Genomic DNA, 26,636 nt, shown 5'->3' on the forward strand with positions numbered 1-26,636 from the left:
GCGCGTGGGCGAAATCAGCGCCATGCGACCGACTACGGGTTCGGTAACCGGCCCTCTCCCCCGGCCCCTCTCCCGGGGGGAGAGGGGGGTGTCCCGGGTGCGCTTTGCTTACCGGGCTACGTTCTGGGTTCTCAGACTTCGAGGGAGGCGAGGTCGCCCTTCTGCTCCAGCCAAGCCTTGCGATCGGAGGCGCGCTTCTTGGCCAGCAGCATGTCCATCAGTGCGCGGGTCTGCTCGCCGTCGTCGACGGTCAGCTGGACCAGGCGGCGGGTGTCGGGATGGATGGTCGATTCGCGCAGCTGCTGCGGGTTCATTTCGCCGAGACCCTTGAAGCGGGTCACGTTGACCTGGCCCTTGATTTTCTCGCGGGCGATCTTTTCCAGCAGGAGGCGCTTCTCTTCCTCGTCCAGCGCGTAGAACACCTGCTTGCCCACGTCGACGCGGAACAGCGGCGGCATTGCCACGAACACGTGGCCGGCGGCCACCAGCGCCGGGAAGTGGCGCAGGAACAGCGCCGACAGCAGGGTGGCGATATGCAGGCCGTCGGAGTCGGCGTCGGCGAGGATCACGACCTTGCCGTAGCGCAGGCCGGTGAGGTCGTCCTTGCCCGGGTCGCAGCCGATCGCCACGGCCAGGTCGTGCACTTCCTGCGAGGCCAGCACGCTGCCGGAGGCCACTTCCCAGGTGTTGAGGATCTTGCCGCGCAGCGGCAGGATCGCCTGGAAGTCCTTGTCGCGGGCCTGCTTGGCGCTGCCGCCGGCCGAGTCGCCTTCCACCAGGAACAGCTCGGTGCGCGACAGGTCCTGGCTGATGCAGTCGGCCAGCTTGCCGGGCAGGGCCGGGCCCTGGGTGACCTTCTTGCGGGTCACCTGCTTCTCGGTCTTCAGGCGCGCGCTGGCGCGCTCGATCGCGAGCTGCGCGATCTTCTCGCCCAGGTCCACGTGCTGGTTCAGCCACAGGCTGAAGGCGTCGTGCGCGGCGCTCTCGATGAAGCCGGCGGCCTGGCGCGAGCTCAGGCGTTCCTTGGTCTGGCCGCTGAACTGCGGGTCGGTCATCTTCAGCGACAGCACGAAGGACACGCGGTCCCACACGTCCTCCGGCGCCAGCTTCACGCCGCGCGGCAGCAGGTTGCGGAAGTCGCAGAACTCGCGCAGCGCGTCGGTCAGGCCCGAGCGCAGGCCGTTGACGTGGGTGCCGTGCTGCGCGGTTGGGATGAGGTTGACGTAGCTCTCCTGCACCAGATCGCCTTCCGGGATCCAGGCCACCGCCCAGTCCACCACCTCGGTGTCCTTCTTCAGGCTGCCGGTGAACAGCTCCGGCGGCAGCAGCTCGCGTCCGGCCAGCTCGCCCTTGAGGTAGTCGCGCAGGCCGTCCTCGAAGTACCAGCGGTCGCGTTCGCCGCTGGCCTCGTCGTGGAGGGTGACGGCCAGGCCCGGGCACAGCACCGCCTTGGCGCGCAGCAGGTGGCGCAGGGCGCGCAGGTTGAAGCGCGGGCTGTCGAAGTACTTCGGATCCGGCCAGAAGCGCACGCGGGTGCCGGTGTTGCGCTTGCCGACGGTGCCGACCACTTCCAGCGGGGTGGCGCGGTCGCCGTCGCGGAAGGTGATGCGGTGTTCCTGGCCCTCGCGCTTGATGTGCACCTCGACCAGGGTCGACAGCGCGTTGACCACGCTCACGCCCACGCCGTGCAGGCCGCCGGAGAAGGTGTAGTTCTTGTTGCTGAACTTGCCGCCCGCGTGCAGGCGGGTGAGGATCAGCTCGACGCCGGGGATCTTCTCCTCCGGGTGGATGTCCACCGGCATGCCGCGGCCGTCGTCGGAGACCTCGCAGCTTCCGTCGCGGTACAGGGTGACCTCGATCTCCCGCGCGTGCCCGGCCAGGGCCTCGTCCACCGCGTTGTCGATCACTTCCTGGGCCAGGTGGTTGGGCCGGGAAGTGTCGGTATACATGCCCGGGCGGCGCTTGACCGGATCCAGGCCGGAGAGGACTTCGATGTCGGCGGCGTTGTAACGGCTGCTCATGGAACCTTGCGATGGCGCGATGCGACGCGGAAGTGTGGGGCCTGGCCCCGCTTTTTGCACCCCCTCGGTGCCTGTTCAGGAGGGCGCAGGCCGCTCCGGCGTATAAGGGCGCCAGGTTCGCGGGAAGCGGCCGGTGCGGGCGCAAGCCCTGGTACCCGGGCGTCCGCGGCCTGCAACCCGAAGGCGGGCGCATGGGGAAGCCCGCCGCGACAGGAGGTGAAGCATGAATCGACGTCTGTTCTGGAGTGCCGTTGCGGCCGTGGTGGCCGTGGCCGCGAGTGCGCCGCTGTGGGCGCAGGATCGGGGCAAGGCCGGGCAGTCCGGCGAGAAGGCCGCGCTGGCCGAGCACCAGGCCCAGGAGCAGCGCGAACAGGCCGCCGCGGCCGAGCGCGCCAGGCGCCGCGAGGCGGCCCGCAGCGGCAACGACCCGCGCGGCAAGGCCGACGCGCCGCGCAAGGAAGAGGAAGAAGAGGCCAAGCGCCCCCCGCGCTGAGGCCGGTTTGAGCCCGCCCGCCGCCTTGCGCGGCGGGCTCCGGCCGGGCGCGGAACGCTGCATCCGCCCGTTCCCGGCTTGGGCCGCGGAAGCCGAGCCGGTAGACTATGGCTTTCCGGAGCCCCGCCAATGACTCCCCTAATTTTCGTTACCGGCGGCGTCGTGTCCTCGCTTGGCAAGGGCATCGCGGCCGCCTCGCTCGCGTCCATCCTCGAGACCCGTGGCCTGAAGGTCACGATGATGAAGCTGGACCCCTACATAAATGTTGATCCCGGGACGATGAGCCCGTTCCAGCACGGTGAGGTCTACGTCACCGACGACGGTGCCGAGACCGACCTGGACCTGGGCCACTACGAGCGCTTCGTCCGCACCCGCCTCAGCCGCAAGAACTCGATCACTACCGGCCGCATCTACGAGGCCGTGATCCGCAAGGAGCGCCGCGGCGACTACCTCGGCGCGACCGTGCAGGTGATCCCGCACATCACCGACGAGATCAAGCGCTGCATCGACGAGGCCACCGAGGGCTACGACGTGGCCCTGGTCGAGATCGGCGGCACGGTCGGCGACATCGAATCGCTGCCGTTCCTCGAGGCGATCCGCCAGATCCGCGCCGAACGCGGCCCGGACAAGGCGCTGTTCATGCACCTGACCCTGGTGCCGTACATCGCCGCGGCCGGCGAGCTGAAGACCAAGCCGACCCAACACTCGGTCAAGGAGCTGCGCTCGATCGGCATCCAGCCGGACGTGCTGCTGTGCCGCTCCGAGCAGCCCCTGCCGGACGGCGAGCGCCGCAAGATCGCCCTGTTCACCAACGTCCCCGAACGCGCGGTCATCTCCGTGCAGGACGTCGACGTGCTGTACAAGCTGCCGCTGGAGCTGCACGCCCAGGGCCTGGACGCGCTGGTCGCCGACCGGCTGCGCCTGCAGCCGCCGCGCCCGGCGGACCTGTCGGAGTGGGAAGCGGCGGTCGACGCGACCGTGCACCCCGTCGACGAGGTCACCATCGCCGTGGTCGGCAAGTACGTCGACCACAAGGACGCGTACAAGTCGGTCGGCGAGGCGCTCAAGCACGGCGGCCTGCGCCAGCGCACCCGGGTCAACCTGAAGTGGCTGGAGTCGCAGGACATCGAGTCCGGCACCGCCGAGCTGGAAGGCGTCGACGGCATCCTCGTGCCCGGCGGCTTCGGCGACCGCGGTTTCGAGGGCAAGGTCCTCACCTCCAGGTACGCCCGCGAGCAGGGCATCCCGTACTTCGGCATCTGCTACGGCATGCAGGCGGCGGTGGTCGACTACGCACGCAACGTCGCCGGCCTGGAAGGCGCCAACAGCACCGAGAACGACAAGCAGTGCCCGCATCCGGTGATCGGCCTGATCACGGAGTGGCGCACCAGCAGCGGCGAGGTCGAGAAGCGCGACGAGAAGTCCGACCTGGGCGGCACCATGCGCCTGGGCCTGCAGGAGCAGCGGCTCAAGCCGGGCACCCTGGCCCGCGAGCTGTACGGCAAGGACGTGGTGGCCGAGCGCCACCGCCACCGCTACGAGTTCAACAACCGCTACCGCACCCAGCTGGAGGACGCCGGCCTGGTCATCTCGGCCAAGTCGATGGACGACCTGCTGGTGGAGATGGTCGAGCTGCCGCGCACGGTGCACCCGTGGTTCCTGGCCTGCCAGGCGCACCCGGAGTTCCTGTCCACGCCGCGCGAGGGCCATCCGCTGTTCGTCGGCTTCATCCGCGCCGCGCGCGAGAAGAAGGCCGGCGGCAAGCTGCTGAAGGAAGCCCGGGCCTGAGGCCCGGGAACGCCGGGTTGGCGCGGTCTTCGCGCCGCCTGGGGTGCACTGTCACGTCCGGCCGCCGTCGGGCCGCGTCCCGCGTCGACGCCCGCCGCGGCCACCTGGAGGAATGAAGTGATGAAACTGTGCGGATTCGAGGTCGGCCTGGACCAGCCGCTGTTCCTGATCGCCGGTCCCTGCGTGATCGAGTCGATGCAGCTGCAGCTGGACGTGGCCGGGCAGCTCAAGGAAATCACCGGCAAGCTGGGCATCAACTTCATCTTCAAGTCGAGCTTCGACAAGGCCAACCGCACTTCCGGCACCAGCTTCCGCGGCCCGGGCATGGAGGAGGGCCTGAAGGTCCTGGCCGAGGTGAAGAAGCAGATCGGCGTGCCGGTGCTCACCGACGTGCACGAGTACACGCCGATGAACGAGGTGGCGGCCGTGGTCGACGTGCTGCAGACGCCGGCGTTCCTGGTCCGGCAGACGGACTTCATCAGGAACGTGTGTTCGGCCGGCAAGCCGGTGAACATCAAGAAGGGCCAGTTCCTCTCGCCGTGGGACATGAAGCCGGTGGTGGACAAGGCCAAGTCGACCGGCAACGAGCAGATCCTGGTCTGCGAGCGCGGTGCCAGCTTCGGCTACAACAACCTGGTCAGCGACATGCGTTCGCTGGCAGTGATGCGCGAGACCGGCTGCCCGGTGGTGTTCGACGCCACGCATTCGGTGCAGCTGCCGGGCGGGCAGGGCAGCAGTTCCGGCGGCCAGCGCGAGTTCGTGCCGGTGCTGGCCCGGGCGGCGGTGGCGGTCGGCGTGTCCGGCCTGTTCGCCGAGACCCATCCGGACCCGTCCAAGGCCCTGTCCGACGGCCCCAACGCCTGGCCGCTGGGCCGCATGGCCGAGCTGCTGGAAACGCTGCTGGAGCTGGACGCGGTCACCAAGAAGCACGGCTTCGCGGAAGCGAGCCTGTAAGGCAAATCGCGCAGTCGCGCTGCGCGGTCCTTGGGCTGCTTCTGTAGAGCGGGGCTTGCCCCGCTGCTTTCATGTGACTCGGGGCGCCGGGCGTGGGAGTCGGGCAAGCCCGACTCTACCGGGTTGCGGTAGCCCGACTTGGCGTGGGAGTCGGGCAAGCCCGACTCTACCGGGTTGCGGTGGCCCGACCTGGCGTGGGAGTCGGGCAAGCCCGACTCTACCGGGTTGCGGTAGCCCGACCCGGCGTGGGAGTCGGGCAAGCCCGACTCTACCGGGCGATCGGTGCTGGGGGCGTCGGGATGGCGCGCTCTTTTCGTGACGCCGTGGAGGCCCTGACCCCAGCGCGCCGGAAGCTGCCTTGTTTTTGCCCAGGTCTCGCCAAGCCCCCGCCCGGGTGCCAGGAGGGGCCGCCAGGTTCGTCCAGCCGCTCGCACGTCCGCCGGGCGATGCTTTCGCCCGCAACCGGCACCCGGCAACCGGCAACCGGCAAGTGCCCGGAAACAGTGGGAAACGGCGCCAGAAGTGGCCGCGCTCGGCTAAACTTCGCCACGACTCCACCCACTGGACGCATGCCCGACCCATGACCAGCATCGCCAAGATCCACGCCCGCGAGATCCTCGACAGCCGCGGCAATCCCACCCTCGAGGCCGAGGTCACCCTCGTCGACGGTTCCTTCGGCCGCGCCGCGGTGCCGTCCGGCGCCTCCACCGGCACCAAGGAGGCCGTGGAGCTGCGCGACGGCGACAAGACCCGCTACCTGGGCAAGGGCGTGAAGAACGCGGTGGCCAACGTCAACGGCGCCATCGCCGAAGCGCTGGCCGGCTTCGACGCCGCCGACCAGCAGGGCCTGGACCGCCGCCTGATCGACCTGGACGGCACCGAGAACAAGGGCCGCCTGGGCGCCAACGCGCTGCTGGGCGTGTCGATGGCCGCGGCGCACGCGGTGGCCGCGTCGAGGAAGCAGCCGCTGTGGCAGTACCTGTCGGGCCTGACCGAGTCAAACGTGTCGCTGCCGGTGCCGATGATGAACATCATCAACGGCGGTGCGCACGCGGACAACAACGTCGACTTCCAGGAATTCATGGTCCTGCCGGTCGGCGCGTCGTCGTTCTCCGAGGCGCTGCGCGCCGGCGCCGAGATCTTCCACTCGCTGAAGGCGGTGCTGAAGGGCCATGGCCTGAGCACGGCGGTGGGCGACGAGGGCGGCTTCGCCCCGGACTTCCGCAGCAACGTCGAGGCGCTGGACACCATCCTCGAGGCGATCGGCAAGGCCGGCTACAAGGCCGGCGAGGACGTGCTGCTGGGCCTGGACGTGGCTTCCAGCGAGTTCTTCGACAACGGCAAGTACCACCTGGTGGGCGAGAACAAGCGCCTGTCGTCGGAGCAGTTCGTCGACTTCCTGGCCGACTGGGTCGCGCAGTACCCGATCATCACCATCGAGGACGGCCTGGCCGAGGACGACTGGGCCGGCTGGAAGCTGCTGACCGACCGCATCGGCAACAAGGTGCAGCTGGTCGGCGACGACCTGTTCGTGACCAACCCGAAGATCCTCAAGCAGGGCATCGATTCGGGCACCGCCAACGCGATCCTGATCAAGGTCAACCAGATCGGCACCCTGACCGAGACCCTGGAAGCCATCGCCATGGCGCACAGGGCCAGCTATGCGGCGATCGTGTCGCACCGCTCGGGCGAGACCGAGGACACCACGATCTCGGACATCGCCGTGGCCACCACCGCGACCCAGATCAAGACCGGTTCGCTGTGCCGCAGCGACCGCGTGGCGAAGTACAACCAGCTGCTGCGCATCGAGGAGGCGCTGGGCGCCTCCGCCCGCTACGCCGGCCGCGACGCGTTCGTCTCGCTGAAGCGCTGACGGAACGCCGGTGCGCGCGATGCGCTGGGTGCTGCTCGGCCTGGTACTGCTGCTGGGATGGCTGCAGTACCGGCTGTGGTTCGGGATCGGCAGCGCCGGCGAGGTCGCCGCGCTGCAGGCCCAGGTCGAGCACCAGCGCCGCGAGAACAGCGGCCTGAAGGAACGCAATGCCGCGCTGGCCGCGGAAGTGCGCGACCTCAAGGAAGGCGTGGCCGCCGCCGAGGAACGCGCGCGCAGCGAGCTGGGCATGATCCGCCCGGGCGAGGTGTTCTACCGGGTGGTGGAGGAGCCGGGACAGCGTCCTGCTCCGCCTCCCCGCGACGAGGAGAGCCAGGACTGATGGCCTCGATCTGGGCGGTGGTTCCCGCCGCGGGCCGCGGCACGCGCTTCGGCGGCGAAGTTCCCAAGCAGTACCTGGAAGTGGCCGGGCGGCTGCTGCTGGCGCACACGCTCGATGCGCTGCTGTCGCATGCGGCGGTGGCTGGCGTGGTCGTGGCGGTCGGCGAGCGCGACCAATGGTGGCCGGGCTGGACCGAGTTCGCCGGCAAGCCGGTGCTGGCCTGCACCGGTGGCGACAGCCGCGCCGCGTCGGTGCTGGCCGCGCTGGAAAGCCTGCCGGAGTCGGTGCGGGCCGACGATTTCGTGCTGGTCCACGACGCGGCGCGCCCGAACCTCGCGCAGGCCGACCTGGACCGCCTGCTGGAAAGCGGCCGTGCCGATCCGGTCGGCGCGATCCTGGCCGCGCCGGTGCGCGACACGCTCAAGCGCGCCGGCGACGACGGCGGCATCGACGGCACCGAGCCGCGCGAACGCCTGTGGCGCGCGCTGACCCCGCAGCTGTTCCGCCGCCTGCAGCTGACCCGGGCCCTGCAGGCCGCCGCCGCGGCCGGCGTCGAGGTCACCGACGAGGCCATGGCGCTGGAACGCCAGGGCCTGCGTCCGCTGCTCGTGGAAGGCCGCGAAGACAACTTCAAGGTCACCACCCCCGCCGACCTGGCGCGCTTCGAGTTCGAGCTCTCGCGCCGTTGAGCCGTGTTTCCCCTCTCCCTCCGGGAGAGGGGAAGGGGAGAGGGCCGGCTTCTTCGCGCCGCCCAAGGCTCCCGACCTGCCCCCAGCCCCCCTCCGAGCCCCGGCCCGCCCCCATGGGCGCGGACATTCGACGCCATGCACGCCAGCGGCGCGCACACATGTCGTCCCACCCCGGAGGGAGAGGGAAGCGATCCTCCGGCATGCGAGGCACAATACCCGCCGACGTGCCGGGCCGTTCCGGCAACACCGGAAAACCTGCGACATGGCAAGCGAACTTCCTCCCTTCCGCATCGGCCAGGGTTACGACGTCCACGTCTTCGGCGAGGGCGACCACGTCATGCTCGGTGGCGTGCGCGTGCCGCACGAGCGCGGCGTGGTCGCGCACAGCGACGGTGACGTGGCCCTGCACGCGCTGTGCGACGCGCTCCTCGGCGCGCTGGCGCTGGGCGACATCGGCGTGCACTTCCCGCCCAGCGACGAGCGCTGGCGTGGCGCCGACAGCCTCGGCCTGCTGCATCACTGCGTCAGCCTGGTGGCCGGGCGCGGCTGGAAGCTGGGCAATGCCGACATCACCATCGTCTGCGAGCGGCCTAAGGTCGGCCCGCACGCGCCGCTGATGCGCGAGCGCATCGCCGAAGCCTGTGGCGTCGACGTCGACGCGGTCAGCGTCAAGGCCACCACCAGCGAGAAGCTGGGCTTCACCGGCCGTGGCGAAGGCATCGCCGCGCAGGCGGTGGCCCTGCTGGTGCGCGCGTGAGCGCCAACGATCCCGGCGCGGACGCCTTCGGGCCGGCGGTGCTGTCGGCGCGGATCCGGGTAAGCCCGGAGGATTTCCGGGTCGAGGAACTGGACGGCTTCGAGGCCAGCGGCGATGGCGAGCACCTGCTGCTGACCATCGAGAAGCGCGGCATGAACACCGGCTACGTGGCCGGCGAGCTCGCGCGCTGGGCCGGGGTGCCCGAGGTGGCGGTCGGCTACGCCGGCCTGAAGGACCGGCACGCGGTCACCGTGCAGCGTTTCAGCGTGCAGCTGCCGGGGCGCGAGGCGCCGCCACTGGAGACCCTGGAGCGCGACGGGCTGCGCGTGCTCGCGCAGGCCCGGCACCGGCGCAAGCTGCCGCGCGGGGCGCTGGCCGGCAACCGCTTCGTGCTGGTGCTGCGCGACGTCGAGGGCGCGCGCGATGCGATCGAGGCCCGGCTGCAGGAGATCGAGCGGCGTGGCGTGCCCAATGCCTTCGGCGAGCAGCGCTTCGGCCATGGCGGCGGCAACGTCGGCAAGGCGCTGGCGATGTTCGCCGGCAAGCGCGTGGGCCGCGAGCAGCGTTCGATGCTGCTGTCGGCGGTGCGCTCGGCGCTGTTCAACCAGGTGCTGGCCGCGCGCGTGGCCGACGGCAGCTGGGACAGCGGCATGGAAGGCGAGGTCTGGGCGCTGGAGGGCAGCCGCAGCGTGTTCGGGCCGGAGCCGATGTCGGACGACATCGCGCGACGCCTGGCGGCGTTCGACATCCATCCCACCGGGCCATTGTGGGGTCGCGGCGAACTGCGCACGCAGGGTGCGTGCCGTGAACTGGAGCTGGCGGCGCTGGATGACGTGGGCTCGGTGAAGCTGCGCGAGGGCCTGGAGCGCGCCGGGCTGGAACAGGAGCGGCGCGCGCTGCGCGTGCGCGCGGGCGGACTGGAGTGGGACTGGGTGGACGGGACCAGCCTGCGCATGGCGTTCTCGTTGCCCCCGGGCAGCTATGCGACTTCCGTGCTGGCACAGCTGGGCGCCATCGAGGACGCCGCCTCGCTGCAGTAGCGCTTCCCGCTCTCCCTGCCGGAGAGGGCAGGATCCCTGCAGGCGGGTAGTCGGCATTGCTTCTGACGGAGCCGCGGCAGCGCGTCTTCCGGCGCGTTGAGGTCGTGGCTTCGTTCTTTGTTCCCCTCTCCCTCCGGGAGAGGGCAGGGGTGAGGGTCGGGCACCTGGCGGCGTCCGGAATGCCGACCCTCTCCCCAACCCCTCTCCCGGGAGGAGAGGGGCTGAAACGACGACGGCCCCGGAAGGGGCCGTCGTTGCATCCAGCTCGTGCGGGGAGCTTCCGTCAGAAGCCGCCGCCGAAGGTGAACTGCAGGCGCTCGATCTCGTCGCCTTCCTTCTTGCGCAGCGGGAAGGCGTAGCTGATCGAGATCGGGCCGACCGGCGCGCGCCACAGCAGGGCTACGCCCGCCGAGGCGCGCAGCTCGCCGGCGTCGAAGTCGTCGATGCCGTTGTAGACGTTGCCGAAGTCGACGAACGCCGAGACGCGCGCGGCCTTGCTGTCGAACAGGCGCGGGAAGACCATTTCGACCTGGCCGACGGTCTTCAGCGAACCGCCCAGCGGCTGGCCGCGGTAGCCGGCGATGACTTCCGAGCGCGGGCCCAGGGTGTTGTCGCGGAAGCCGCGCACCGAACGGGTACCGCCGGCGTAGAAGTTCTCGAAGAACGGCAGGCCGGAGGCGGTGACCGTCTTCTGGAAGTCCGACGAATCCGGCAGGCAGGGCTCGCTCGGCGCCGGGCCGGGCTGCCAGGTGTCCACCTTGCCGTCGCCGTCGGTGTCGATGTACGAGCCGGGCGTGTAGCAGATGTTGCGGGTGGTGTCGTTGCCGTAGCTGTCGCCGTAGCCGATGTCCAGGCCGGTGCGCAGCACGAACGAGGGGCTGAGCGGCCAGTACTTGGAGAACTCGTAGTTGATCTTGTAGTACTCGACCGTCGAGCCCGGCAGGGTGGTTTCCAGGCCCACGCGCTGGTACGTGCCGTTGGTCGGCATGAAGAAGTCGTTGCGGGTGTCGCGCGCCCAGCCCAGCTCGGTGCGCCAGGAGTGAAAGGTGCGCTGGCCGATCGCGTCGACGTAGTCGATGATCGCCTGCGGCGTGTAGCCGCCGTAGGTCTGGATCTGGTTGCTGTCGATGCCGAACAGCAGCGAGACCGAGCTGTGCTCGGTGATCGGCAGGCCCAGCATGACCTGCGCGGCGGCGTTGGTGCTGTTGTACTGCGCGGTGTTGAAGTCCGAGTAGTCCAGCTCGCGCCACCACAGGTTGTAGCCGAGCGAGAGGCCTTCGTCGGTGAAGAACGGATTGACGTAGGAGAACGCGTAGCGCTGCAGGTAGTCGCTGCGCTGCGCTTCCACCGACACCCGGTTGCCGCCGCCGAGGAAGTTGCTCTGGCTCAGCTGGATGGAGGTGGTCATGCCGGCCAGCTGCGAGTAGCCCAGGCCGAACACGAAGCTGCCGGAGTTGGTCTCCTTGACGTTGAAGACCACGTCGACCTGGTCGTTGCTGCCGGCAACGGCCGGGGTCTCGACCTCGACGGTCTCGAAGTAGCCCAGGCGCTGCAGGCGGATCTTCGAACGGTCGATCGCCGCCTGCGAGAACCACGCGTTCTCGAACTGGCGCATCTCGCGGCGCAGGACCTCGTCGGAGGTGCGGGTGTTGCCCTTGAACACGATGCGGCGCACGTTGACGCGCGGGCCCGGGACCACCTGCATGTTGATCGCGACGGTGCGGTCTTCGCGGTTGGTGGTCGGGATCGGGTTCACCCGGGCGAAGGCGTAGCCGATGTTCGCCAGGGTCGCGGTGATGCGGTCGGCCGAGGCCTCCAGCAGCACGCGCGAGAACACCTGGCCGGCCTGCGGGATCAGCAGGCGCTCGATGTCCTCCTGCGGCAGGATGGTGTCGCCGGTGACCTTGATCTCCGAGATCGTGTAGATCTCGCCCTCGGTCACCGAGGCGGTCAGGTACATGTCGCGCTTGTCGGGACTGATCGACACCTGGGTGGAGTCGATGCTGAAGTCGATGTAGCCGCGGTCCAGGTACCAGGAGTTGAGCTTCTCCATGTCGCCGGAGAGCTTTTCGCGCGAGTACTGGTCGTCGCGGCGGTACCAGGACAGCCAGCTGCTCTCGCGCGACTCCCAGGTATCGAGGATCTCCTCGTTCCCGAAGTTCTCGGTGCCGATCAGGTTGACGTGGCGGATCTTGGCCGCCTTGCCTTCCTTGACGTCGATGGTGACGTCGACGCGGTTGCGGTCCAGCGGCGACACCGTCGGGGTGATCTGGACGTTGTACTTGCCGCGGTTGTTGTACTGGCGGGTCAGCTCCTGGACCACGCGGTCCAGGGCCAGGCGGTCGAAGGTCTCGCCTTCGGACAGGCCGATGTCCTGCAGGCCGCGCATCAGGTCTTCGGTCTTGATGTCCTTGTTGCCCTGCAGGGTCAGCTTGTTGATCGCCGGGCGCTCGACCACGGTGACCACCAGGATGTCGCCCTGGCGGTCGACGCGCACGTCCTCGAAGAAGCCGGTGCGGTACAGGGCGCGGATGACCTCGCCGGCGCTCGACTGGGTCATGGTCTCGCCGCGTTCCACCGGGAGGTAGGTGAACACGGTGCCGGCGGCGATACGTTGCAGGCCGTCGATGCGGATGTCGCTCACGGTGAACGGCTCGACCGTCTGCGCCATCGCCGGCAGGGCCAGGGAGGAGGCTAGGGCGAGGGCGAGCAGGCGGCGCACGGGGTATCGCGTCATGTCACATCCGGTGGAAAACGGGGTATTGGGGCAGGAACCGCGGTTGGGGCCGACGGTCGGTCATCGCGGCATCAGGCCCAGTATGTCGTTGTAGAAGGCCAGTCCCATCAACCCGGCCAGCAAGGCCAGGCCTACGTACTGCCCCGCAGCCATCGCGCGTTCGCTCAACGGGCTGCCTTTGACCAACTCGATAAGGTAATACAGCAGGTGACCGCCGTCCAAGATCGGGATCGGCAGCAGGTTGATGATGGCCAGGCTCAGCGACAGCAGGGCGAGGAAGTACAGGAACCAGTCGGCGCCGCGCTTGGCCGAGGCGTTGGCGGCGCGGGCGATGGTGACCGGGCCGGACAGGTTCTTCACCGAGGCCTCGCCGGTGACCATCCGCCGCATCATCCCCAGCGAATCGGTGGCCAGGCGGCCGGTCTCGCGCAGGGCCATGGGCAGCGCGGCGAGCGGGCCGTAGCGCTGGACCGCGTCGTAGGCCGGGGCCTCCGGGCGGGCCAGGGCGATGCCCAGTTCCCAGCGGCCGGCGCGCTCGGGGTCGGTGGAACGGCGCGGGGCCAGCTCCAGCGCCAGGCGTTCGCCGTCCCGCTCGACCTCGACCATGCCCAGGCCGCCGCGCTCGCCCAGGGCCTGCACGGCCGGGGAGACCTGGTCGGCCGCGTCGATGCGGGTGCCGTCGACGGCCAGGATCAGGTCGCCCGGCAGCAGGGTGCCCTGGGCGACGCTGCCCTCGGCCACCGCCTCGATCCGGGCGGGGGCCTGCAGGAAGCGCCAGGTGAAGCCGGCCTGCTCGGGGATGCGGTGCTCGTCCAGGGTCGCCGGCAGCTGCGACAGGCGCAGGGTGCGGGCCAGCTCCTGGCCGGCGGCGTCCTCGACCCGGACCTCGATGTCGCGGCGGTCCAGCGCGGGGGTGGCCAGGGCCATGGCCGCCTCGGTCCAGGTGGCGATCCGGCGCCCGTCCACTTCCAGCAGGCGGTCGCCGGGCTGGAAGCCGGCCTGGGCGGCGACGCCCGTGGCCTGGCCGACCACCGGCGCGTAGTCCTGGCGGCCGACCATGAACATGAGCCACAGCAGGGCCACGCACAGCAGCAGGTTGGCGGCCGGGCCGGCGGCGACGATGGCGATGCGGCGCCACACGCCCTGGCGGTTGAAGGCATAGGCCTGGCGGTGGACCGGGACGTCGGCCTCGCGCTCGTCGAGCATCTTCACGTAGCCGCCCAGCGGGATCGCGGAGATCGCGAACTCGGTGCCGGCGCGGTTGCGGCGCGACCACAGCGGGCGGCCGAAGCCGACCGAGAAGCGCAGCACGTCGACGCCGCAGCGGCGGGCCACCCAGTAGTGGCCGAACTCGTGGAAAGTGACCAGCAGGCCGAGGCTGACCACCAGCCACCAGACGGAGCCCAGGAAGTCACCCATGGGCGGATTCCTGCGGGTCGATGACGCTCATGCGGGGGCCCCTGATTCGATGCGCTGGCGGGTGAGTCGGCGGGCCGCCGCATCGGCTTCCAGCAGCGCATCCAGTGAACCGGCCGGTGCCGCGGGCAGTGCGGCGAGGGCTTCCTCGACCAGCGCGGGTATGCCTAGGAAACCGATCCGGCCCTGAAGAAAGGCTGAAACCGCCTCCTCGTTGGCGGCGTTGAGCACCGCCGGGGCGGTGCCGCCGGCTTCCATGGCCTCGCCGGCCAGGCGCAGGCAGGGGAAGGCATCGGTATCCGGGGCCTCGAACTCCAGCCGGCCCTGGGTGAGCAGGTCCAGCCCGCCCACGCCCGACTCGATCCGTTCAGGCCAGCCCAGGCCCACGGCCAGAGCGGTACGCATGTCCGGCAGGCCAAGCTGGGCCAGGGTCGAGCCGTCGACGTACTCGACCAGGGCGTGGACCAGGCTCTGCGGATGCACCAGCACGCCGATCCGGCTGGCCGGCAGGCCGAAGAGGTGGTGGGCCTCGATCACTTCCAGGCCCTTGTTCATCAACGTGGCCGAGTCGACCGAGATCTTCGGGCCCATCGACCACTTCGGATGGGCCACCGCCTGCGCAGGGGTGACCTCGGCCAGCGAGGCGCGGTCGCGGCCGCGGAACGGGCCGCCGGAGGCGGTAAGCACGATCCGGCGCACTTCTTCGGCGCGGCAGGACCGCATGCACTGGAACACCGCGCTGTGCTCGCTGTCGATCGGCACGATGTCGGCGCCGGAGGCGCGCGCGGCGGCCATGACCAGCTCGCCGGCCAGCACCAGCGATTCCTTGTTGGCCAGCAGCAGGCGCTTGCCGGCGCGGGCCGCGGCGAGGGTCGAACCGAGGCCGGCGGCGCCGACGATGGCCGCGACCACGGTGTCGCAGGCCGGGCCGGCGACCAGCGCTTCCAGCGCCTCGTTGCCGGCGTGGGCCTCGGTGTGCAGGCCGGCGGCGGCCAGGCCGTCGCGCAGCCGCGCATGGCCGGCCGGGTCGGAGATGACCGCGTGGTCGGGGCGATGGGCGATACACAGCGCCAGCAGCGCGTCGACCTGGCTGCCGGCGGCCAGCACGCTGGCGCGCATGCGCTGCGGGTGCCGCGCGATCACGTCCAGCGCCGAGGTGCCGATCGAGCCGGTGGCGCCGAGTACGGCGACCTGGCGCATGTCCGCAGCGGCTTGCATGTCCGGTTCGTCCAGCCTCAGAAACCGAAGATTTCCTTGCCGATGGCGAACACCGGCAAGGCCGCGAGCACGCTGTCGACGCGGTCGAGCACGCCGCCATGGCCAGGGATCAGGTCGCCGGAATCCTTCACCCCGGCCTGGCGCTTGAGCAGGCTCTCGACCAGGTCGCCGACGATGGAGGCGGCCACGGTCACCGCCGCCACCAGCGCCAGCGCCGGCAACTGCGCCGTGGTGGCGCCGGCGAACCAGCCGAAGGCCAGGGCGATGAGCACGCCGGCGACCACGCCGCCGAGCGCGCCTTCGACGGTCTTGTTGGGGCTGATGACCGGCGCCAGTTTGTGGCGGCCGAACTGGCGGCCGGCGAAGTAGGCGCCCGAATCGGCGGCCCAGACCAGGGCCAGCGCGGTCAGCAGCCAGCGGTGGCCGTTGGCGTCGCCGGCGGCATTGGCCGCATCGGCCGCGAGGCCGGCGAAGCTGGACGAGTGCACCAGGCACAGCGCGCACCAGGCCGGGATCACCGCCATGGTGCCGGCGGCGAGCTTGAACACCCGCTTCCAGGCCTGGTCGCCGGCGCTGAAGCCGGACCGCCACAGCCACAGCAGCGCCAGCACCCAGCCCCCGGCGCCGGCCAGGGTCGCCAGCTGGAACAGCACCGGCGAGAACTCGCCGTTTGTGCGCGAGGCCCACACCAGCAGCACCATCAGCAGCAGGTTCAGGCCGACCAGCACGGTGCGCGGCAGGGTGTCGTCGACGCCGGCCAGCTTCAGCCATTCCCAGAGGGCGGCGAGCAGGACCAGCGCGGCCACCGCCGCCAGCCAGGGCGTGGGCAGCAGGAGGATGGCCGCGATCGCGGCCGGGACCATCACCAGGGCGGCGAGAACTCGGGTGCGGGTCATGCGGTGGCCTTGGCACCGACCTGGGCGCTGGTGAGGCCGAAGCGGCGTTCGCGCCCGGCGTAGTCGTCAAGGGCCTGCTGCAGCACGCCGGCGTCCACGTCCGGCCACAGGGTTTCGGTGAACCACAGTTCGGTATAGGCCAGCTGCCAGAGCAGGAAGTTGCTGACCCGGTGGTCGCCGCCGGTGCGGATGAACAGGTCCGGCGGCGGCAGGTCGGCCAGCGCCATGCGCGCGCCGACCGCAGCCTCGTCGATGTCCTCCGGGCGCAGCCGGCCGGCAGCCACGTCCTCGGCGAGGGCGCGCGCGGCGGTGGCGATGTCCTGGCGGCCGCCGTAGCTGGCGGCGATGGACAGCTGCAGGCGCGCGTTGTGCGCGGTCTGGCGTTCGGCGGTGGCCATGCGCTCGCGGATCGCGTCGGGGAACAGCGAGCGTTCGCCGATGAAGCGCACGCGCACGCCGCGGCGGTCGAGCTCGTCGACCTCGCGTTCGAGCGCGTTGAGGAACAGCTTCATCAGCGCGCCGACTTCCTCCTGCGGGCGCCCCCAGTTCTCGCTGGAGAAGGCGAACAGGGTCAGCGCGCCGATGCCGCGTTCGAGGCAGAAGTCGATGGCCAGGTTGACCGCGCGCGCGCCGGCGCGATGGCCGATGGCGCGCGGACGGCGCCGGCGCTGGGCCCAGCGGCCGTTGCCGTCCATGATGATCGCCAGGTGGCGGGGGACGGACGCGACGGTGGCGTTGGTGGCAGTCATGCGGAGTGCAGACCGCTCAGACCGCCATCAGTTCCTGTTCCTTGCCCTTGACCACCTCGTCGACGTCCTTGATCGCCTTGTCGGTGATCTTCTGGATGTCTTCCTCGGCGCGGCGGACTTCGTCCTCGGTGACCTGCTTTTCCTTCAGCAGGTCCTTGACCTGCTGGTTGGCGTCGCGGCGGATGTTGCGGATCGCGACCTTGGCGTCCTCGCCTTCGCCGTGCACGACCTTGGCCAGCTCGCGGCGGCGCTCCTCGGTGAGGGCGGGCAGGTTGAGGCGGATGGTGGTGCCGGCGGTGTTCGGGGTCAGGCCCAGGTCCGAGCCCAGGATGGCCTTCTCGATCGGGCCGACCATCGACTTGTCCCAGGGGGTGATCACCAGCGAGCGGGCGTCGGACACCGAGACCGCGGCGACCTGCGACAGCGGCACGTCGCTGCCGTAGGCGCTGACCCGGATGGTGTCGACCAGACCGGTGGATGCGCGGCCGGTGCGGATCTTGACCAGGTTGTGGCGCAGGGCTTCGATGCTCTTCGCCATGCGGGCCTGCGCGTCTTGTTTGATCTCGTTGATCATCGCCATGTTCCGTCGGAAAACCGAATCGGCGGATTATAGGCGATGACCGCCCCCGGCGCGCCCCGGGGAAGCCGGCGAGGCCGGCTCAGCGGCGCGCGCGGACCAGGGTGCCGACCGGTTCGCCGCGCAGGATGCGCATCAGGTTGCCCGGCACGGAGATGTCGTACACGCGCAGCGGGATGCCGTGGTCGCGGCACAGGGCGAAGGCGGCGGTGTCCATCACCTGCAGGTCGCGGGCGATGACTTCGTCGTGGTCCAGCTCCTCGAAGCGCACCGCGTCGGGGTGCTTCTTCGGGTCGCGGTCGTAGACGCCGTCGACCTTGGTGGCCTTCAGCAGCAGGTCGGCGTTGATCTCGATCGCGCGCAGGGCGGCGGCCGAGTCGGTGGTGAAGAACGGGTTGCCGGTGCCGGCGGCGAAGATCGCGATGCGGCCCTTCTCGAGGTGGCGCACGGCGCGGCGGCGGATGTAGTCCTCGCACACGTCGTTGATCTTGATCGCGCTCATCACGCGGACCTTGCCGCCGAGCTTCTCCAGCGCGTCCTGCATGGCCAGCGCGTTGATCACCGTGGCCAGCATGCCCATCTGGTCGCCGGTCACCCGGTCCATGCCGGCGGCGGCCAGGCCGGCGCCGCGGAAGATGTTGCCGCCGCCGATGACCAGGCCGATCTCGGCGCCGGCTTCGCGGACCTCCATGATCTCGCGGGCGATGCGGCCGATGACGACCGGGTCGATGCCGTAGTCCTCCGCCCCCATCAGCGCCTCCCCCGAAAGTTTCAGCAGGACACGGCGGTAGGCGAGCTCGGACATGGCGGTCTCGTGGTCAGTGGAGGGGGCGCGGGAATTCTAGCGGAAAACCCGCGCCTCCTGACGCGTCCATCGCGCATCCGGCACGGGTTTCCGTTGCGCCGGCGTGATGGCGAGCGCATGCGGGCGCGGCGGACGGGCTGCCTGGCGGGGCCCGGGGAAATCCCGGGGGAGATGCGCTGCACCGCGCAGGAAAAGAAAAAAGCCGCGGCAGGCCGCGGCTTTTTCCCGGTTTCGCGCCTGGGCGACGATCAGGCCAGGCCGGCCTGCTTCATCACTTCGGCGGCGAAGTCGTCTTCCTTCTTCTCGATGCCTTCGCCGACGGCCAGGCGGTCGAAGCGCAGGACTTCGGCGCCGGCGGCCTTCAGCGCCTGCTCGACGGTCTGGTTGGTGTCCAGCACGTACGGCTGGCCGTACAGGGTCACCTCGTTGACGATCTTGGCGATCTTGCCGGAGATGATCTTCTCGAGGATCTCGGCCGGCTTGGCCTTGTCCTTCTCCGACATCTTGGCCAGCTCGATTTCCTTTTCCTTGGCGATGAACTCGGCCGGGACGTCGGAAGCCTTGATGTGCGGCGGGTTCATGGCCGCCACGTGCATGGCGATGCCGCGGGCCAGCTCCTCGTTGCCGCCCTTGACCTCGACCAGCACGCCGATGCGGCCGCCGTGCACGTACGCGGCGACGTTGTTGGCGCTGTCGATGGCGACCAGGCGACGGACCTGCACGTTCTCGCCGACCTTGGCGATGACGGCGGCGCGGGCTTCCTCGACGGTCTCGCCGGAGGCCAGCCTGGCGGCCTTCAGGGCTTCGACGTCGGCGGCGCCGGAGGCCAGGGCGGCCTGGGCGACGGCATCGGCGAAGGCCAGGAAGTTGGAGTCCTTGGCGACGAAGTCGGTCTCGGAGTTGATCTCGACCAGCACGGCCTTGCCGCCGTCCTGGGCGAAGGCGATGCGACCGTCGGCGGCCACGCGGCCGGCCTTCTTGTCGGCCTTGGCCAGGCCCGACTTGCGCAGCCACTCGGCCGCCGCGTCGATGTCGCCGTTGTTCTCGGTGAGCGCCTTCTTGCACTCCATCATGCCGGCGCCGGTGCGCTCGCGCAGTTCCTTGACCAGGGAAGCAGTGATTTCCACGGGAATGACCTCGTTATGGGATGTAGTGGGCCCCGCACGCGGGCGGGGCAGGGGCGTGGCCGTCGCGCGCGGACGCGCGGGCTGGCCTGGCCCGGCCGCGGGCAGCACGCAGGGCCGCCCGCGGGACAGCGGCGGCCGCGCATGGCGGCCGCCTGGCGTGGCTTACTCGGCGGCGGCCGACTCGCCTTCCTCGGCCTTGCCCTTGCGCGGACCCTTCCTGGCCGGGGCGCGGCGGGCGCCCTTGCCCTCGTCGGCTTCGACGAAGTCGCTTTCGGTCACGGTGGCCGCGTGCGGAGCGGCGGCCTTGCCTTCCAGCACGGCGTCGGCGGCGGCGCGGGCGTACAGCTGGACGGCGCGGATGGCGTCGTCATTGCCCGGGATGGGGTAGTCGACCAGGTTCGGGTCGTAGTTGGTGTCGACGACGGCGACCACCGGGATGCCGAGCTTCTTGGCTTCCTTGATGGCGATGTCCTCGTGGCCGATGTCGATCACGAACAGGGCGTCCGGCAGGCGGTTCATGTCCTTGATGCCGCCCAGCGAGGCTTCCAGCTTGTCGCGCTCGCGGCGCAGGCCCAGCACTTCGTGCTTGACCAGCTTCTCGAAGGTGCCGTCGGTCTCGGCGGCTTCCAGCTCCTTCAGGCGGGCGACCGACTGCTTCACGGTGCGGAAGTTGGTCAGGGTGCCGCCCAGCCAGCGCTGGGTCATGTACGGCATGCCGCAACGCTCGGCCTCTTCCTTCATCGCCTCGCGCGCGCTGCGCTTGGTGCCCAGGAACAGGATGGTGCCGCGCTTCTGCGCGATGCCCGAGATGAAGTTCATCGCGTCCTGGAACAGCGGGACGGTCTTCTCGAGGTTGATGATGTGGATCTTGCCGCGGGCGCCGAAGATGTACGGGGCCATCTTCGGGTTCCAGTAACGGGTCTGGTGGCCAAAGTGCACGCCGGCTTCCAGCATCTGGCGCATGGTGATCTGGGGCATTGCTTGGTAACTCCTGGCAGTGGAACCGCTGTTTCGCCCGGCGGTGCGTCATGGTTATGACCGCGCGGGGGCGCGGCCCTGGCGGGTCGCGCGACGGTTCCGGGGTTGGGCCTCCCTGGCGCTTCCGTGTCCGAACCCGCTTCTCGAAGCAGGCACCCCGGCACGGAGGGTGGCGACAGGTGTGTATTCGCCGGGCCGGACGGAGCCGGCGCATCCCCGCCCGGCGTGGGCGGCCCGGAGACCGGGCGGAGGGATAGCTGCGGGAGTATAGCCGTCCGGCGGCCCCCCGGCAAACGCCCCCCCTTGGGGCGACTGGGGTCCAGGGGCGCGGAGGAGCCGGATGTCAGTAGGTCAGGGTGACGGTGACCGTATCCGAATAGTTGCCCGGCACGGCCTCCGGCTGGGCGGGCACCAGGCCGTAGACGGTGACGGTGATGGTGCTCCCGTTGGCCGCGGTGGTGTGGGTGTAGCTGTCGGCGGCAGCATTGCCCCACTGCTGGGTGCGACCCGGATCGCGGTACAGGTTGTAGCGCACGTAGCTGCCGCTGCCGGCCATGCGTCGCGAGCCGCCGGCGTGGTTCAGGCCCTCGTTCAGCCCCAGCCGCCACGAGGTCTGCGGCGGGCAGCTGACTGCGATCGTGGAGGTGGCCGCGATCGCCGTACCGGGCGGGGGCGTCTGCCCGAAGTCCAGGTCGGCGGCGGTGATCCGGGCCACGCAGCTGTTGTCGTAGTCCGCCAGGACGCCGGAGGAATTGAACGAGGTCTCGCCGCCGCCCAGGCCGCCGCTGCTGCAGTCCGCACTGGCGGTGAACGGCTCGTTGGCGTAGCGCCAGCGCAGGATGCCGCTGGTGTTCTGTTCCTGGTAGCTGCCGGCAGCCGCGCTCGTCTGCCCGGGATAGACCAGCCCGTAAATGGGCGCGTTGGCGGAGATCTGCCTGCCGTTCGCCACCGTCATCGGGAACCGGTAGGGCGGCAGGGTGCCGGGCGGGCCGAGCTTGCCGGTATGCGAGCTGTCGGAGAACAGGTCGTACGACAGGTAGGTCTGCCTGCTGTGGTTGATCATCCGCCGGGTCGGTTGGCCGTTGCTGTATTGGCCGGGGCCCACGTAGAGGCACAGATCGAAGTACAGCACCGGCGCCGAGGTGTAGTTCTGGCAGACGTAGGTGATCGACGAGGTGGCGCTCTTGCCGTTTGCGTTGACGCTTCCGAAGTTCAGCCCGAAAGAGCCGGATATGTGGCAGGTCTGCGCCAGTGCGGCCAGCGGCATGCAGGCCAGCACCGCGGCGACCAGCCATGCGGACAGGCGCCGCGCCAGGCGCGGCCGGTCGGCCCCGCGGAAGGCGGGATGATCGGTCAATGGCACTGCAGTTCTCCCAGGTCGATCCAGCCGCGCGCAGGCAGCGTGGCGGGCAACAAAACGGAGCAGGCCGCCGTGGCAGCCCGCAGGCGGCCCCCGGCGGGCGGGTTCTCGAGGTAGACGAGGCCGTCATGGCCGACGGTGGCCACAGGGCTGCCGTCTTCCGCACGCAGCTGCGTGCCCGGCGCCAGCCACTGGCCCCGCGCGTCGCGCACGGCGAACTGCACCGCCACGACGGCGTGCATGCGGAAGCGCGCCAGCATGCCGCTGGCCGTCGCCGGCACCGCGCTGAGCCGGGTGCGGCCGACGCTGATGTCAGGCGGCAGCAGCAGCGGGTCGATCGACAGGTCGTTCTTCTGCCAGGCGTTGAGCGGCGTCACCAGCAGCAGGCCGTGTTCGTCGGTGGTGCCGACCAGGCGGTTCTCGAGCTTCACCGGTACGTCGGGGATGCCGTCGGTGGAGACCACGGCGAAAGCGTCATAGGCCTGGCGCATCGGGAACAGGCGGCCCTGCATCAGCAGGACGCCGCCAGAGGCATTGGCATAGGCGAGGGTGTTCCCGGCGTTCCAGCGCTGCGCGCCCACGCGCCACTGGCCATGGCGCGCGAGCCGGCTCAGCTCCGCCTGGCCGCCGGCCTGGTCGCCGCTGCTGGCCTGCACGCGCCAGCCCCAGTCCTCCTGGTCCATGCCGGCCGAGCGCGACGCGCCTACCGAGGCGGTGCTGCCGCGCTCCTGCCTGCTGGCGCTGGCCCAGGCCTGGTGCTGCCGTCCGAGCGGGATCGACAGGTACAGGTTGCCGCTGGTGCCGGAGCCGCGTTCCAGGTCGTGGTTGAAGCTGAGGCTCAGGTGTGCGCCGGACAGGCCGCGGCCGAACGACTGCGACCAGGTGAAGCCGGCATAGCGCGACGACGGCTGGTCGAACGTGTCCTGGCGCACGTAGCTGGCGGCCAGGTGGCCGCGGCCGAGGCCGACGCCGGCGAACACCAGGTCGGTGCGTGCCGGCAGGAGCGAGCCTTCCATGCTGGCGACGTCGCGGAAAGCACGGTCGCGGCGCAGGGTCGAGGCATCCACGTTGAAGCGCCGTCCCTGCCACTGGTATCCGAAGGCCTGCTGCGTGCCGCGGCCGGCCCCGGAACGGCTGGAGGCGTACGAAGCGCTGGCCACGCCGCCCCTGCGGCCCACCAGCCACACCGCGCCGGCACCGGCCATGTCCAGGCCGCGGGTGGTCTCCGCATGCGCTTCGAGGGTGAGCCGGTCGCCCGCACCATGGCGGAAGCTGCCGCTGGCCATCGCGTCTTCGGCGTAGGCGAATGATTCCCGACCATATTCGCGGCGCAGCTTGCCGGCCTCGAACGACCAGTCGCTCAGGCCGCCCTGCAGCAGCTGGCGCGCGTTGTACAGGGAGAAGGAGAGGGTGCGGCTTTGCCCGTTGATGTCCGTCACCACCAGCTGCGCCTGCCCGACGCCGCTGAGGATGGGGGTGCCGTCGATCCGGAACTGGCCCGGGCCCACCTGCTGCTGGGCCTGGCGGATGCCATCGACGAACAGGTCCACCGTCGAGGGCAGGGCCGCCTCGCCGGCGAACGAGGCCAGCGGCACGGTCACCCGGTACGGCTGCAGGCTGAAGTCGCGCGACACGCGGATGCCGCCGAAGCGCGTGGAACGGGTCCAGTCGAGCTGGCCGCCAATGCCGTCGCCGATGCGGACGCTGACCATACGCTCCGGGAAGTCGAGCTGCCAGGAGGTGTCCAGGCGCACGCCGCTCGACGAGGTTTCCGGCCGGTCGCTGGAACGCAGTACGCCGCTGCTGCGCCACACCCCGGGGCCGGTGCCGAACAGGCGCAGCTCGTACCAGTTGCTGAGGCTGCGGCTGTGGCGGTCGCCCTGGGCGAATACGTCGTAGTTGAGCAGCAGGCCCGGCGCGCGCGTTTCCGGCGCCAGGGTCGGGGCGGGCGGCGGGGCATAGCCGAAGGTGGCGGCAGGCCCGGACAGCAGTGCGACCGGCACCATCAGGTGCAGGCGCTGCAGCGAGGCGTCGTAGCTCACCGCGACGCCGGGGATCTCCTCCAGAACGACCGGTGCGCCGGCCGCATCGCCGTCGCTTCCCGGCCATGCCAGGCCGAGTGCGCGCAACGTTTCCGGATCGGCGACGAGGCGGCCATCGACCAGGCCGACGCGGGCGAGCTGGCCGGTCGGCGCCTGGTTGATCACCACTTCCAGGAAAAGCTGCGTCGCCCCGTCCGGCAGGCTTTCGGGTCCGGCGTCGACCAGCTCGAGCATGCCCCCGCCGACGCTGCCGGTAGCCAGGGCTGCGGTGCGCATGTCGGCGACGGCGTGCGGCGCGGCCAGGATCGCCGCGAGGCTAGTGGCCAGGACCGTCCAGCGGCAACGGCTGCGCTTGCAGGTCGTCATTGAGTCTCGCCTTCAGGGACTGGCCCGGCTTCAGGGGGGAGGCGAGGGGCACCGGCCAGGCCATGCTGCGACCGGCGAGCACGTATCCCAGCAGGCCCTGGTTGACAGGTCTTTCGCTGCCATCGGCCTCGACCAGCACCAACTGGCTGAGCTTGAGCCGCGTAGCTCCGCCATTGCTGGCCAGCAGGCGGCTGCCGCCTGCATCCGGCTCCAGGCTGAAACGCACCGGCGACAGGTCGGCCAGGGGCGCCCGGTCGGGGCCGGTCGACGCCTGTTGCGCCAGCGTGGTGGCGGGCGCGACGAACACCGGGATCGAATAGCGCAGGAGGAACTGCAGGCCCTTGCGCTCTTCGTCGGGTGCGGCGGGCAGCTCGTCGATGAGCAGGCGGTAGCTGCGCTCGCGCGGTTGCGCCGAAGGCTGCAGGCGGATGATGCGGACCATCTGCCTGCCGCCGGGCGCGACCTCGAGCATGGCCGGGCTGGCGACCAGGTCCTGGCTGCTTTCGAGCACGTCCTCGCCGCCGGCCTGGTCCCAGGCCTGGACCCGCACCTGGGCATGGAGCGGCCGGGTGCCGGTGTTGCTCAGCCAGACGGCTGCCGCCTGCTGCCGAGCCCCGAACTCGAGCGTGATCGGAGAGACCTGCAGGTCGGCGGCGCCGGCGGCGGCCGACGCCATCGTCATGAGCGCCGCCAGGGATGCCAGGGCCGCATGGCGCAGGCGCGCCATGCGGAAGGAGATCGCTGCCTTCATGGCCGTGTGCGACCTTCGTGGATCAGAAGGTCAGGGTGGCGGTCACGACATCGCTGTAGTCGCCGGCCTCTTCGTTACCCACCAGGGTGGCGACGGCATAGACGTCGTGCACGATCCGGTAGGCGTTGCCGAGACCGTCGCCCTCGCCGGTGACGTCCAGCCCGTCGGCAGCCATGCCCCAGACGGAGGTACGGGCGCTGTCCTGGTACAGCTCGTAGGCGATCTCGTGCGAGTTGGGGCCGGCCATGTGGCGGTCGCCGGAAAAACCCTCATCCAGGGAAAGGGAGTAGGGGGTGCCGTTGGTGCACTCCACGACGATCTCGCCCTCCTGCTCGACGGTGCCCGGCGTCGGGACGGTGGCGTCGAAGACGATGTCGCTGCTGGTCAGGATGTTGCAGGTCTCCTGGATCTCGATCTTGACCTCGAAGGTATCGGTCACCGGAGAGGCCGCCATCGCGGTGCCCGCAAACCCGGCGGCGGCGACGACGGTGGCGAGGAGGGTGGTCTTGAACAGGTTCATTCCGTACTCCGTTGGTTCCAAGGTGGGTTGCAGCCGCCGGTGACAGCGCAGGAACCGTGCCAAGTAGGTGAACCCTCTAATTGGCGATTTAATTCACGGGTGCACGGAAGGCTGGAAGCCGGGCCTCCGGTTCAGGTTCACGAAATATTTGTGATCCAGTTGGTCAATTTTGGTCCAATTGGTCCAAATTTTTGACCAGCATCACGCTTTTGGTCCTAATCAAGACCGGTCCCGACCTGGGCCGGACCACCTGGCCGGAACCGGAAGGCGGAGCGGGGGCGGTCCCGGCCATGGAACGGCCCGTCGCGTTCAGGATCGGCGCGGATCGGCGATAATCCCCGCATGACCCTGCACCTCAAGACCCCAGAAGAAATCGAGAAGATGCGCGTCGCCGGCCGCCTGGCCGCCGAGGTGCTCGAGATGATCACGCCCTACGTCAAGCCGGGCGTGACCACCGAGGAACTGGACCGCATCTGCCACGACCACATCGTCAACGTGCAGGGAGCCATCCCGGCCAATGTCGGCTACCGCGGCTACCCGAAGACCACGTGCACGTCGGTCAACAACGTGATCTGCCACGGCATCCCGAGCCCGCACAAGGTCCTCAAGGACGGCGACATCCTCAACATCGACGTCACCGTCATCAAGGACGGCTGGCACGGCGATACCAGCCGCATGTACTACGTCGGCACCCCGTCGGTGATGGCGCGGCGCCTGGTCGAGACCACCTTCCAGGCCATGTGGCGCGGCATCCGCGCGGTGAAGCCGGGCGCGACCCTGGGCGACATCGGCCACGCCATCCAGGAATACGCCGAGGCCGAGCGCTTCTCGGTGGTGCGCGAGTACTGCGGCCACGGCATCGGCAAGGTCTACCACGACGAACCGCAGGTGCTGCACTACGGGCGTCCGGGCCAGGGCCTGGTGCTCAAGCCGGGCATGACCTTCACCATCGAGCCGATGATCAACGAGGGCACCCGCCACACCAAGGTGCTGCCGGACGGCTGGACCGTGGTCACCAAGGACCGCAAGCTCTCGGCGCAGTGGGAGCACATGGTCGCGGTGACCGAGGACGGGGTGGACGTGCTGACGCTGGCCCCCGGCCAGCAGCCTCCGCCGGCGTGAGCACCGCGGACGTGGGT

23 protein-coding genes are annotated in these 26,636 nt (G+C 70.1%); 9 read left to right on the top strand and 14 right to left on the bottom strand.

Translation table 11 applies throughout. The features are described 5' to 3' along the window. Positions 1-131: 131 nt before the first annotated feature. Positions 132-2,021: a DNA topoisomerase IV subunit B gene (gene parE, locus M503_RS0100050; protein WP_028920602.1), complete on the bottom strand. Its 1,890-nt coding sequence runs from the start codon at positions 2,019-2,021 to the stop codon at positions 132-134. 223 nt (positions 2,022-2,244) lie between these two features. Between parE and M503_RS0100055 the strand changes: the two genes are divergently transcribed. The 8 genes from M503_RS0100055 (at position 2,245) to truD (ending at position 9,955) form a co-directional block, all read left to right on the top strand. Beyond that, on the top strand, positions 2,245-2,514 hold the full coding sequence (locus M503_RS0100055) for a hypothetical protein (RefSeq protein ID WP_028920603.1): 270 nt from the start codon (positions 2,245-2,247) through the stop codon (positions 2,512-2,514). 129 nt (positions 2,515-2,643) lie between these two features. After that, on the top strand, positions 2,644-4,302 hold the full coding sequence (locus tag M503_RS0100060; protein WP_028920604.1) for a CTP synthase: 1,659 nt from the start codon (positions 2,644-2,646) through the stop codon (positions 4,300-4,302). Positions 4,303-4,422: 120 nt separating this feature from the next. Next, on the top strand, positions 4,423-5,256 hold the full coding sequence (kdsA, locus tag M503_RS0100065; protein WP_024869737.1) for a 3-deoxy-8-phosphooctulonate synthase: 834 nt from the start codon (positions 4,423-4,425) through the stop codon (positions 5,254-5,256). Between the two features lie 580 nt (positions 5,257-5,836). Continuing rightward, positions 5,837-7,129 (top strand): phosphopyruvate hydratase, encoded by a 1,293-nt coding sequence (gene eno, locus M503_RS0100070; RefSeq protein ID WP_028920453.1) that lies wholly within the window; start codon positions 5,837-5,839, stop codon positions 7,127-7,129. Positions 7,130-7,139: 10 nt separating this feature from the next. Then, entirely contained in the window at positions 7,140-7,469 is a 330-nt protein-coding gene (gene ftsB / locus M503_RS0100075) for a cell division protein FtsB (RefSeq protein ID WP_028920454.1), read from the top strand. Continuing rightward, entirely contained in the window at positions 7,466-8,158 is a 693-nt protein-coding gene (gene ispD, locus M503_RS0100080; protein ID WP_028920472.1) for a 2-C-methyl-D-erythritol 4-phosphate cytidylyltransferase, read from the top strand. Before ftsB ends, ispD begins: the two co-directional genes overlap by 4 nt. A 262-nt stretch (positions 8,159-8,420) precedes the next feature. Further along, on the top strand, positions 8,421-8,915 hold the full coding sequence (gene ispF / locus M503_RS0100085) for a 2-C-methyl-D-erythritol 2,4-cyclodiphosphate synthase (protein WP_028920455.1): 495 nt from the start codon (positions 8,421-8,423) through the stop codon (positions 8,913-8,915). Next, positions 8,912-9,955, top strand: coding sequence for a tRNA pseudouridine(13) synthase TruD (gene truD, locus M503_RS0100090; RefSeq protein ID WP_028920456.1), 1,044 nt, complete (start codon positions 8,912-8,914; stop codon positions 9,953-9,955). Before ispF ends, truD begins: the two co-directional genes overlap by 4 nt. Positions 9,956-10,238: 283 nt before the next feature. Here the strand turns inward: truD and bamA are convergent, their stop codons facing one another. The 13 genes from bamA to M503_RS0100155 form a co-directional block, all read right to left on the bottom strand. Continuing rightward, positions 10,239-12,692, bottom strand: coding sequence for an outer membrane protein assembly factor BamA (bamA, locus tag M503_RS0100095; protein ID WP_028920457.1), 2,454 nt, complete (start codon positions 12,690-12,692; stop codon positions 10,239-10,241). A 60-nt stretch (positions 12,693-12,752) separates the two neighbouring features. Beyond that, the gene (rseP, locus tag M503_RS0100100) at positions 12,753-14,111 is read right to left on the bottom strand and encodes an RIP metalloprotease RseP (RefSeq protein WP_028920458.1); all 1,359 of its coding nucleotides are present in this window, start codon (positions 14,109-14,111) and stop codon (positions 12,753-12,755) included. A gap of 27 nt (positions 14,112-14,138) precedes the next feature. Next, entirely contained in the window at positions 14,139-15,326 is a 1,188-nt protein-coding gene (locus M503_RS0100105) for a 1-deoxy-D-xylulose-5-phosphate reductoisomerase (RefSeq protein ID WP_028920459.1), read from the bottom strand. Positions 15,327-15,343: 17 nt separating this feature from the next. Beyond that, positions 15,344-16,222 carry a phosphatidate cytidylyltransferase gene (locus M503_RS0100110; protein ID WP_028920460.1) on the bottom strand — a complete coding sequence of 293 codons (879 nt, stop codon included), beginning with the start codon at positions 16,220-16,222 and terminating at the stop codon, positions 15,344-15,346. Beyond that, complete coding sequence (gene uppS, locus M503_RS0100115) at positions 16,219-16,971, bottom strand: polyprenyl diphosphate synthase (RefSeq protein WP_028920461.1); 753 nt, start codon at positions 16,969-16,971, stop codon at positions 16,219-16,221. The genes M503_RS0100110 and uppS overlap by 4 nt, the downstream gene beginning before the upstream one ends. A gap of 16 nt (positions 16,972-16,987) precedes the next feature. After that, the gene (gene frr, locus M503_RS0100120; protein ID WP_024869747.1) at positions 16,988-17,545 is read right to left on the bottom strand and encodes a ribosome recycling factor; all 558 of its coding nucleotides are present in this window, start codon (positions 17,543-17,545) and stop codon (positions 16,988-16,990) included. An 85-nt stretch (positions 17,546-17,630) separates the two neighbouring features. Then, entirely contained in the window at positions 17,631-18,353 is a 723-nt protein-coding gene (pyrH, locus tag M503_RS0100125) for a UMP kinase (protein ID WP_024869748.1), read from the bottom strand. 248 nt (positions 18,354-18,601) lie between these two features. Next, positions 18,602-19,480 carry a translation elongation factor Ts gene (gene tsf / locus M503_RS0100130; RefSeq protein WP_024869749.1) on the bottom strand — a complete coding sequence of 293 codons (879 nt, stop codon included), beginning with the start codon at positions 19,478-19,480 and terminating at the stop codon, positions 18,602-18,604. 162 nt (positions 19,481-19,642) lie between these two features. Next, on the bottom strand, positions 19,643-20,458 hold the full coding sequence (gene rpsB, locus M503_RS0100135) for a 30S ribosomal protein S2 (RefSeq protein ID WP_028920462.1): 816 nt from the start codon (positions 20,456-20,458) through the stop codon (positions 19,643-19,645). A gap of 343 nt (positions 20,459-20,801) precedes the next feature. Continuing rightward, positions 20,802-21,815: a Csu type fimbrial protein gene (locus M503_RS0100140; protein ID WP_051414044.1), complete on the bottom strand. Its 1,014-nt coding sequence runs from the start codon at positions 21,813-21,815 to the stop codon at positions 20,802-20,804. Beyond that, a complete protein-coding gene (locus M503_RS0100145; RefSeq protein ID WP_028920464.1) occupies positions 21,812-24,226 on the bottom strand; it encodes a fimbria/pilus outer membrane usher protein in 2,415 nt (804 codons plus the stop codon). Before M503_RS0100145 ends, M503_RS0100140 begins: the two co-directional genes overlap by 4 nt. Beyond that, positions 24,177-24,977 (bottom strand): fimbrial biogenesis chaperone, encoded by an 801-nt coding sequence (locus tag M503_RS0100150; protein ID WP_051414045.1) that lies wholly within the window; start codon positions 24,975-24,977, stop codon positions 24,177-24,179. The genes M503_RS0100145 and M503_RS0100150 overlap by 50 nt, the downstream gene beginning before the upstream one ends. A gap of 22 nt (positions 24,978-24,999) precedes the next feature. After that, positions 25,000-25,497, bottom strand: a complete 498-nt coding sequence (locus M503_RS0100155) for a Csu type fimbrial protein (protein ID WP_037060036.1) — start codon at positions 25,495-25,497, stop codon at positions 25,000-25,002. 342 nt (positions 25,498-25,839) lie between these two features. Between M503_RS0100155 and map the strand changes: the two genes are divergently transcribed. After that, positions 25,840-26,619 (top strand): type I methionyl aminopeptidase, encoded by a 780-nt coding sequence (map, locus tag M503_RS0100160; protein WP_028920467.1) that lies wholly within the window; start codon positions 25,840-25,842, stop codon positions 26,617-26,619. Positions 26,620-26,636: the final 17 nt, after the last annotated feature.

Source organism: Pseudoxanthomonas suwonensis J47, from assembly GCF_000513955.1.
GTDB classification, from domain to species: domain Bacteria; phylum Pseudomonadota; class Gammaproteobacteria; order Xanthomonadales; family Xanthomonadaceae; genus Pseudoxanthomonas; species Pseudoxanthomonas suwonensis_C.

Bases quoted from the DNA above. Each gene is read 5' to 3' on its own strand.
- M503_RS0100145 (WP_028920464.1), bottom strand. From the start codon at position 24,226: ATGACGACCTGCAAGCGCAGCCGTTGCCGCTGGACGGTCCTGGCCACT.
- rseP (WP_028920458.1), bottom strand. From the start codon at position 14,111: ATGGGTGACTTCCTGGGCTCCGTCTGGTGGCTGGTGGTCAGCCTCGGC.
- M503_RS0100155 (WP_037060036.1), bottom strand. From the start codon at position 25,497: ATGAACCTGTTCAAGACCACCCTCCTCGCCACCGTCGTCGCCGCCGCC.
- M503_RS0100055 (WP_028920603.1), top strand. From the start codon at position 2,245: ATGAATCGACGTCTGTTCTGGAGTGCCGTTGCGGCCGTGGTGGCCGTG.
- uppS (WP_028920461.1), bottom strand. From the start codon at position 16,971: ATGACTGCCACCAACGCCACCGTCGCGTCCGTCCCCCGCCACCTGGCG.
- parE (WP_028920602.1), bottom strand. From the start codon at position 2,021: ATGAGCAGCCGTTACAACGCCGCCGACATCGAAGTCCTCTCCGGCCTG.
- bamA (WP_028920457.1), bottom strand. From the start codon at position 12,692: ATGACGCGATACCCCGTGCGCCGCCTGCTCGCCCTCGCCCTAGCCTCC.
- M503_RS0100150 (WP_051414045.1), bottom strand. From the start codon at position 24,977: ATGAAGGCAGCGATCTCCTTCCGCATGGCGCGCCTGCGCCATGCGGCC.
- map (WP_028920467.1), top strand. From the start codon at position 25,840: ATGACCCTGCACCTCAAGACCCCAGAAGAAATCGAGAAGATGCGCGTC.
- rpsB (WP_028920462.1), bottom strand. From the start codon at position 20,458: ATGCCCCAGATCACCATGCGCCAGATGCTGGAAGCCGGCGTGCACTTT.
- M503_RS0100105 (WP_028920459.1), bottom strand. From the start codon at position 15,326: ATGCAAGCCGCTGCGGACATGCGCCAGGTCGCCGTACTCGGCGCCACC.
- M503_RS0100110 (WP_028920460.1), bottom strand. From the start codon at position 16,222: ATGACCCGCACCCGAGTTCTCGCCGCCCTGGTGATGGTCCCGGCCGCG.
- pyrH (WP_024869748.1), bottom strand. From the start codon at position 18,353: ATGTCCGAGCTCGCCTACCGCCGTGTCCTGCTGAAACTTTCGGGGGAG.
- eno (WP_028920453.1), top strand. From the start codon at position 5,837: ATGACCAGCATCGCCAAGATCCACGCCCGCGAGATCCTCGACAGCCGC.
- ispF (WP_028920455.1), top strand. From the start codon at position 8,421: ATGGCAAGCGAACTTCCTCCCTTCCGCATCGGCCAGGGTTACGACGTC.
- kdsA (WP_024869737.1), top strand. From the start codon at position 4,423: ATGAAACTGTGCGGATTCGAGGTCGGCCTGGACCAGCCGCTGTTCCTG.
- frr (WP_024869747.1), bottom strand. From the start codon at position 17,545: ATGATCAACGAGATCAAACAAGACGCGCAGGCCCGCATGGCGAAGAGC.
- M503_RS0100060 (WP_028920604.1), top strand. From the start codon at position 2,644: ATGACTCCCCTAATTTTCGTTACCGGCGGCGTCGTGTCCTCGCTTGGC.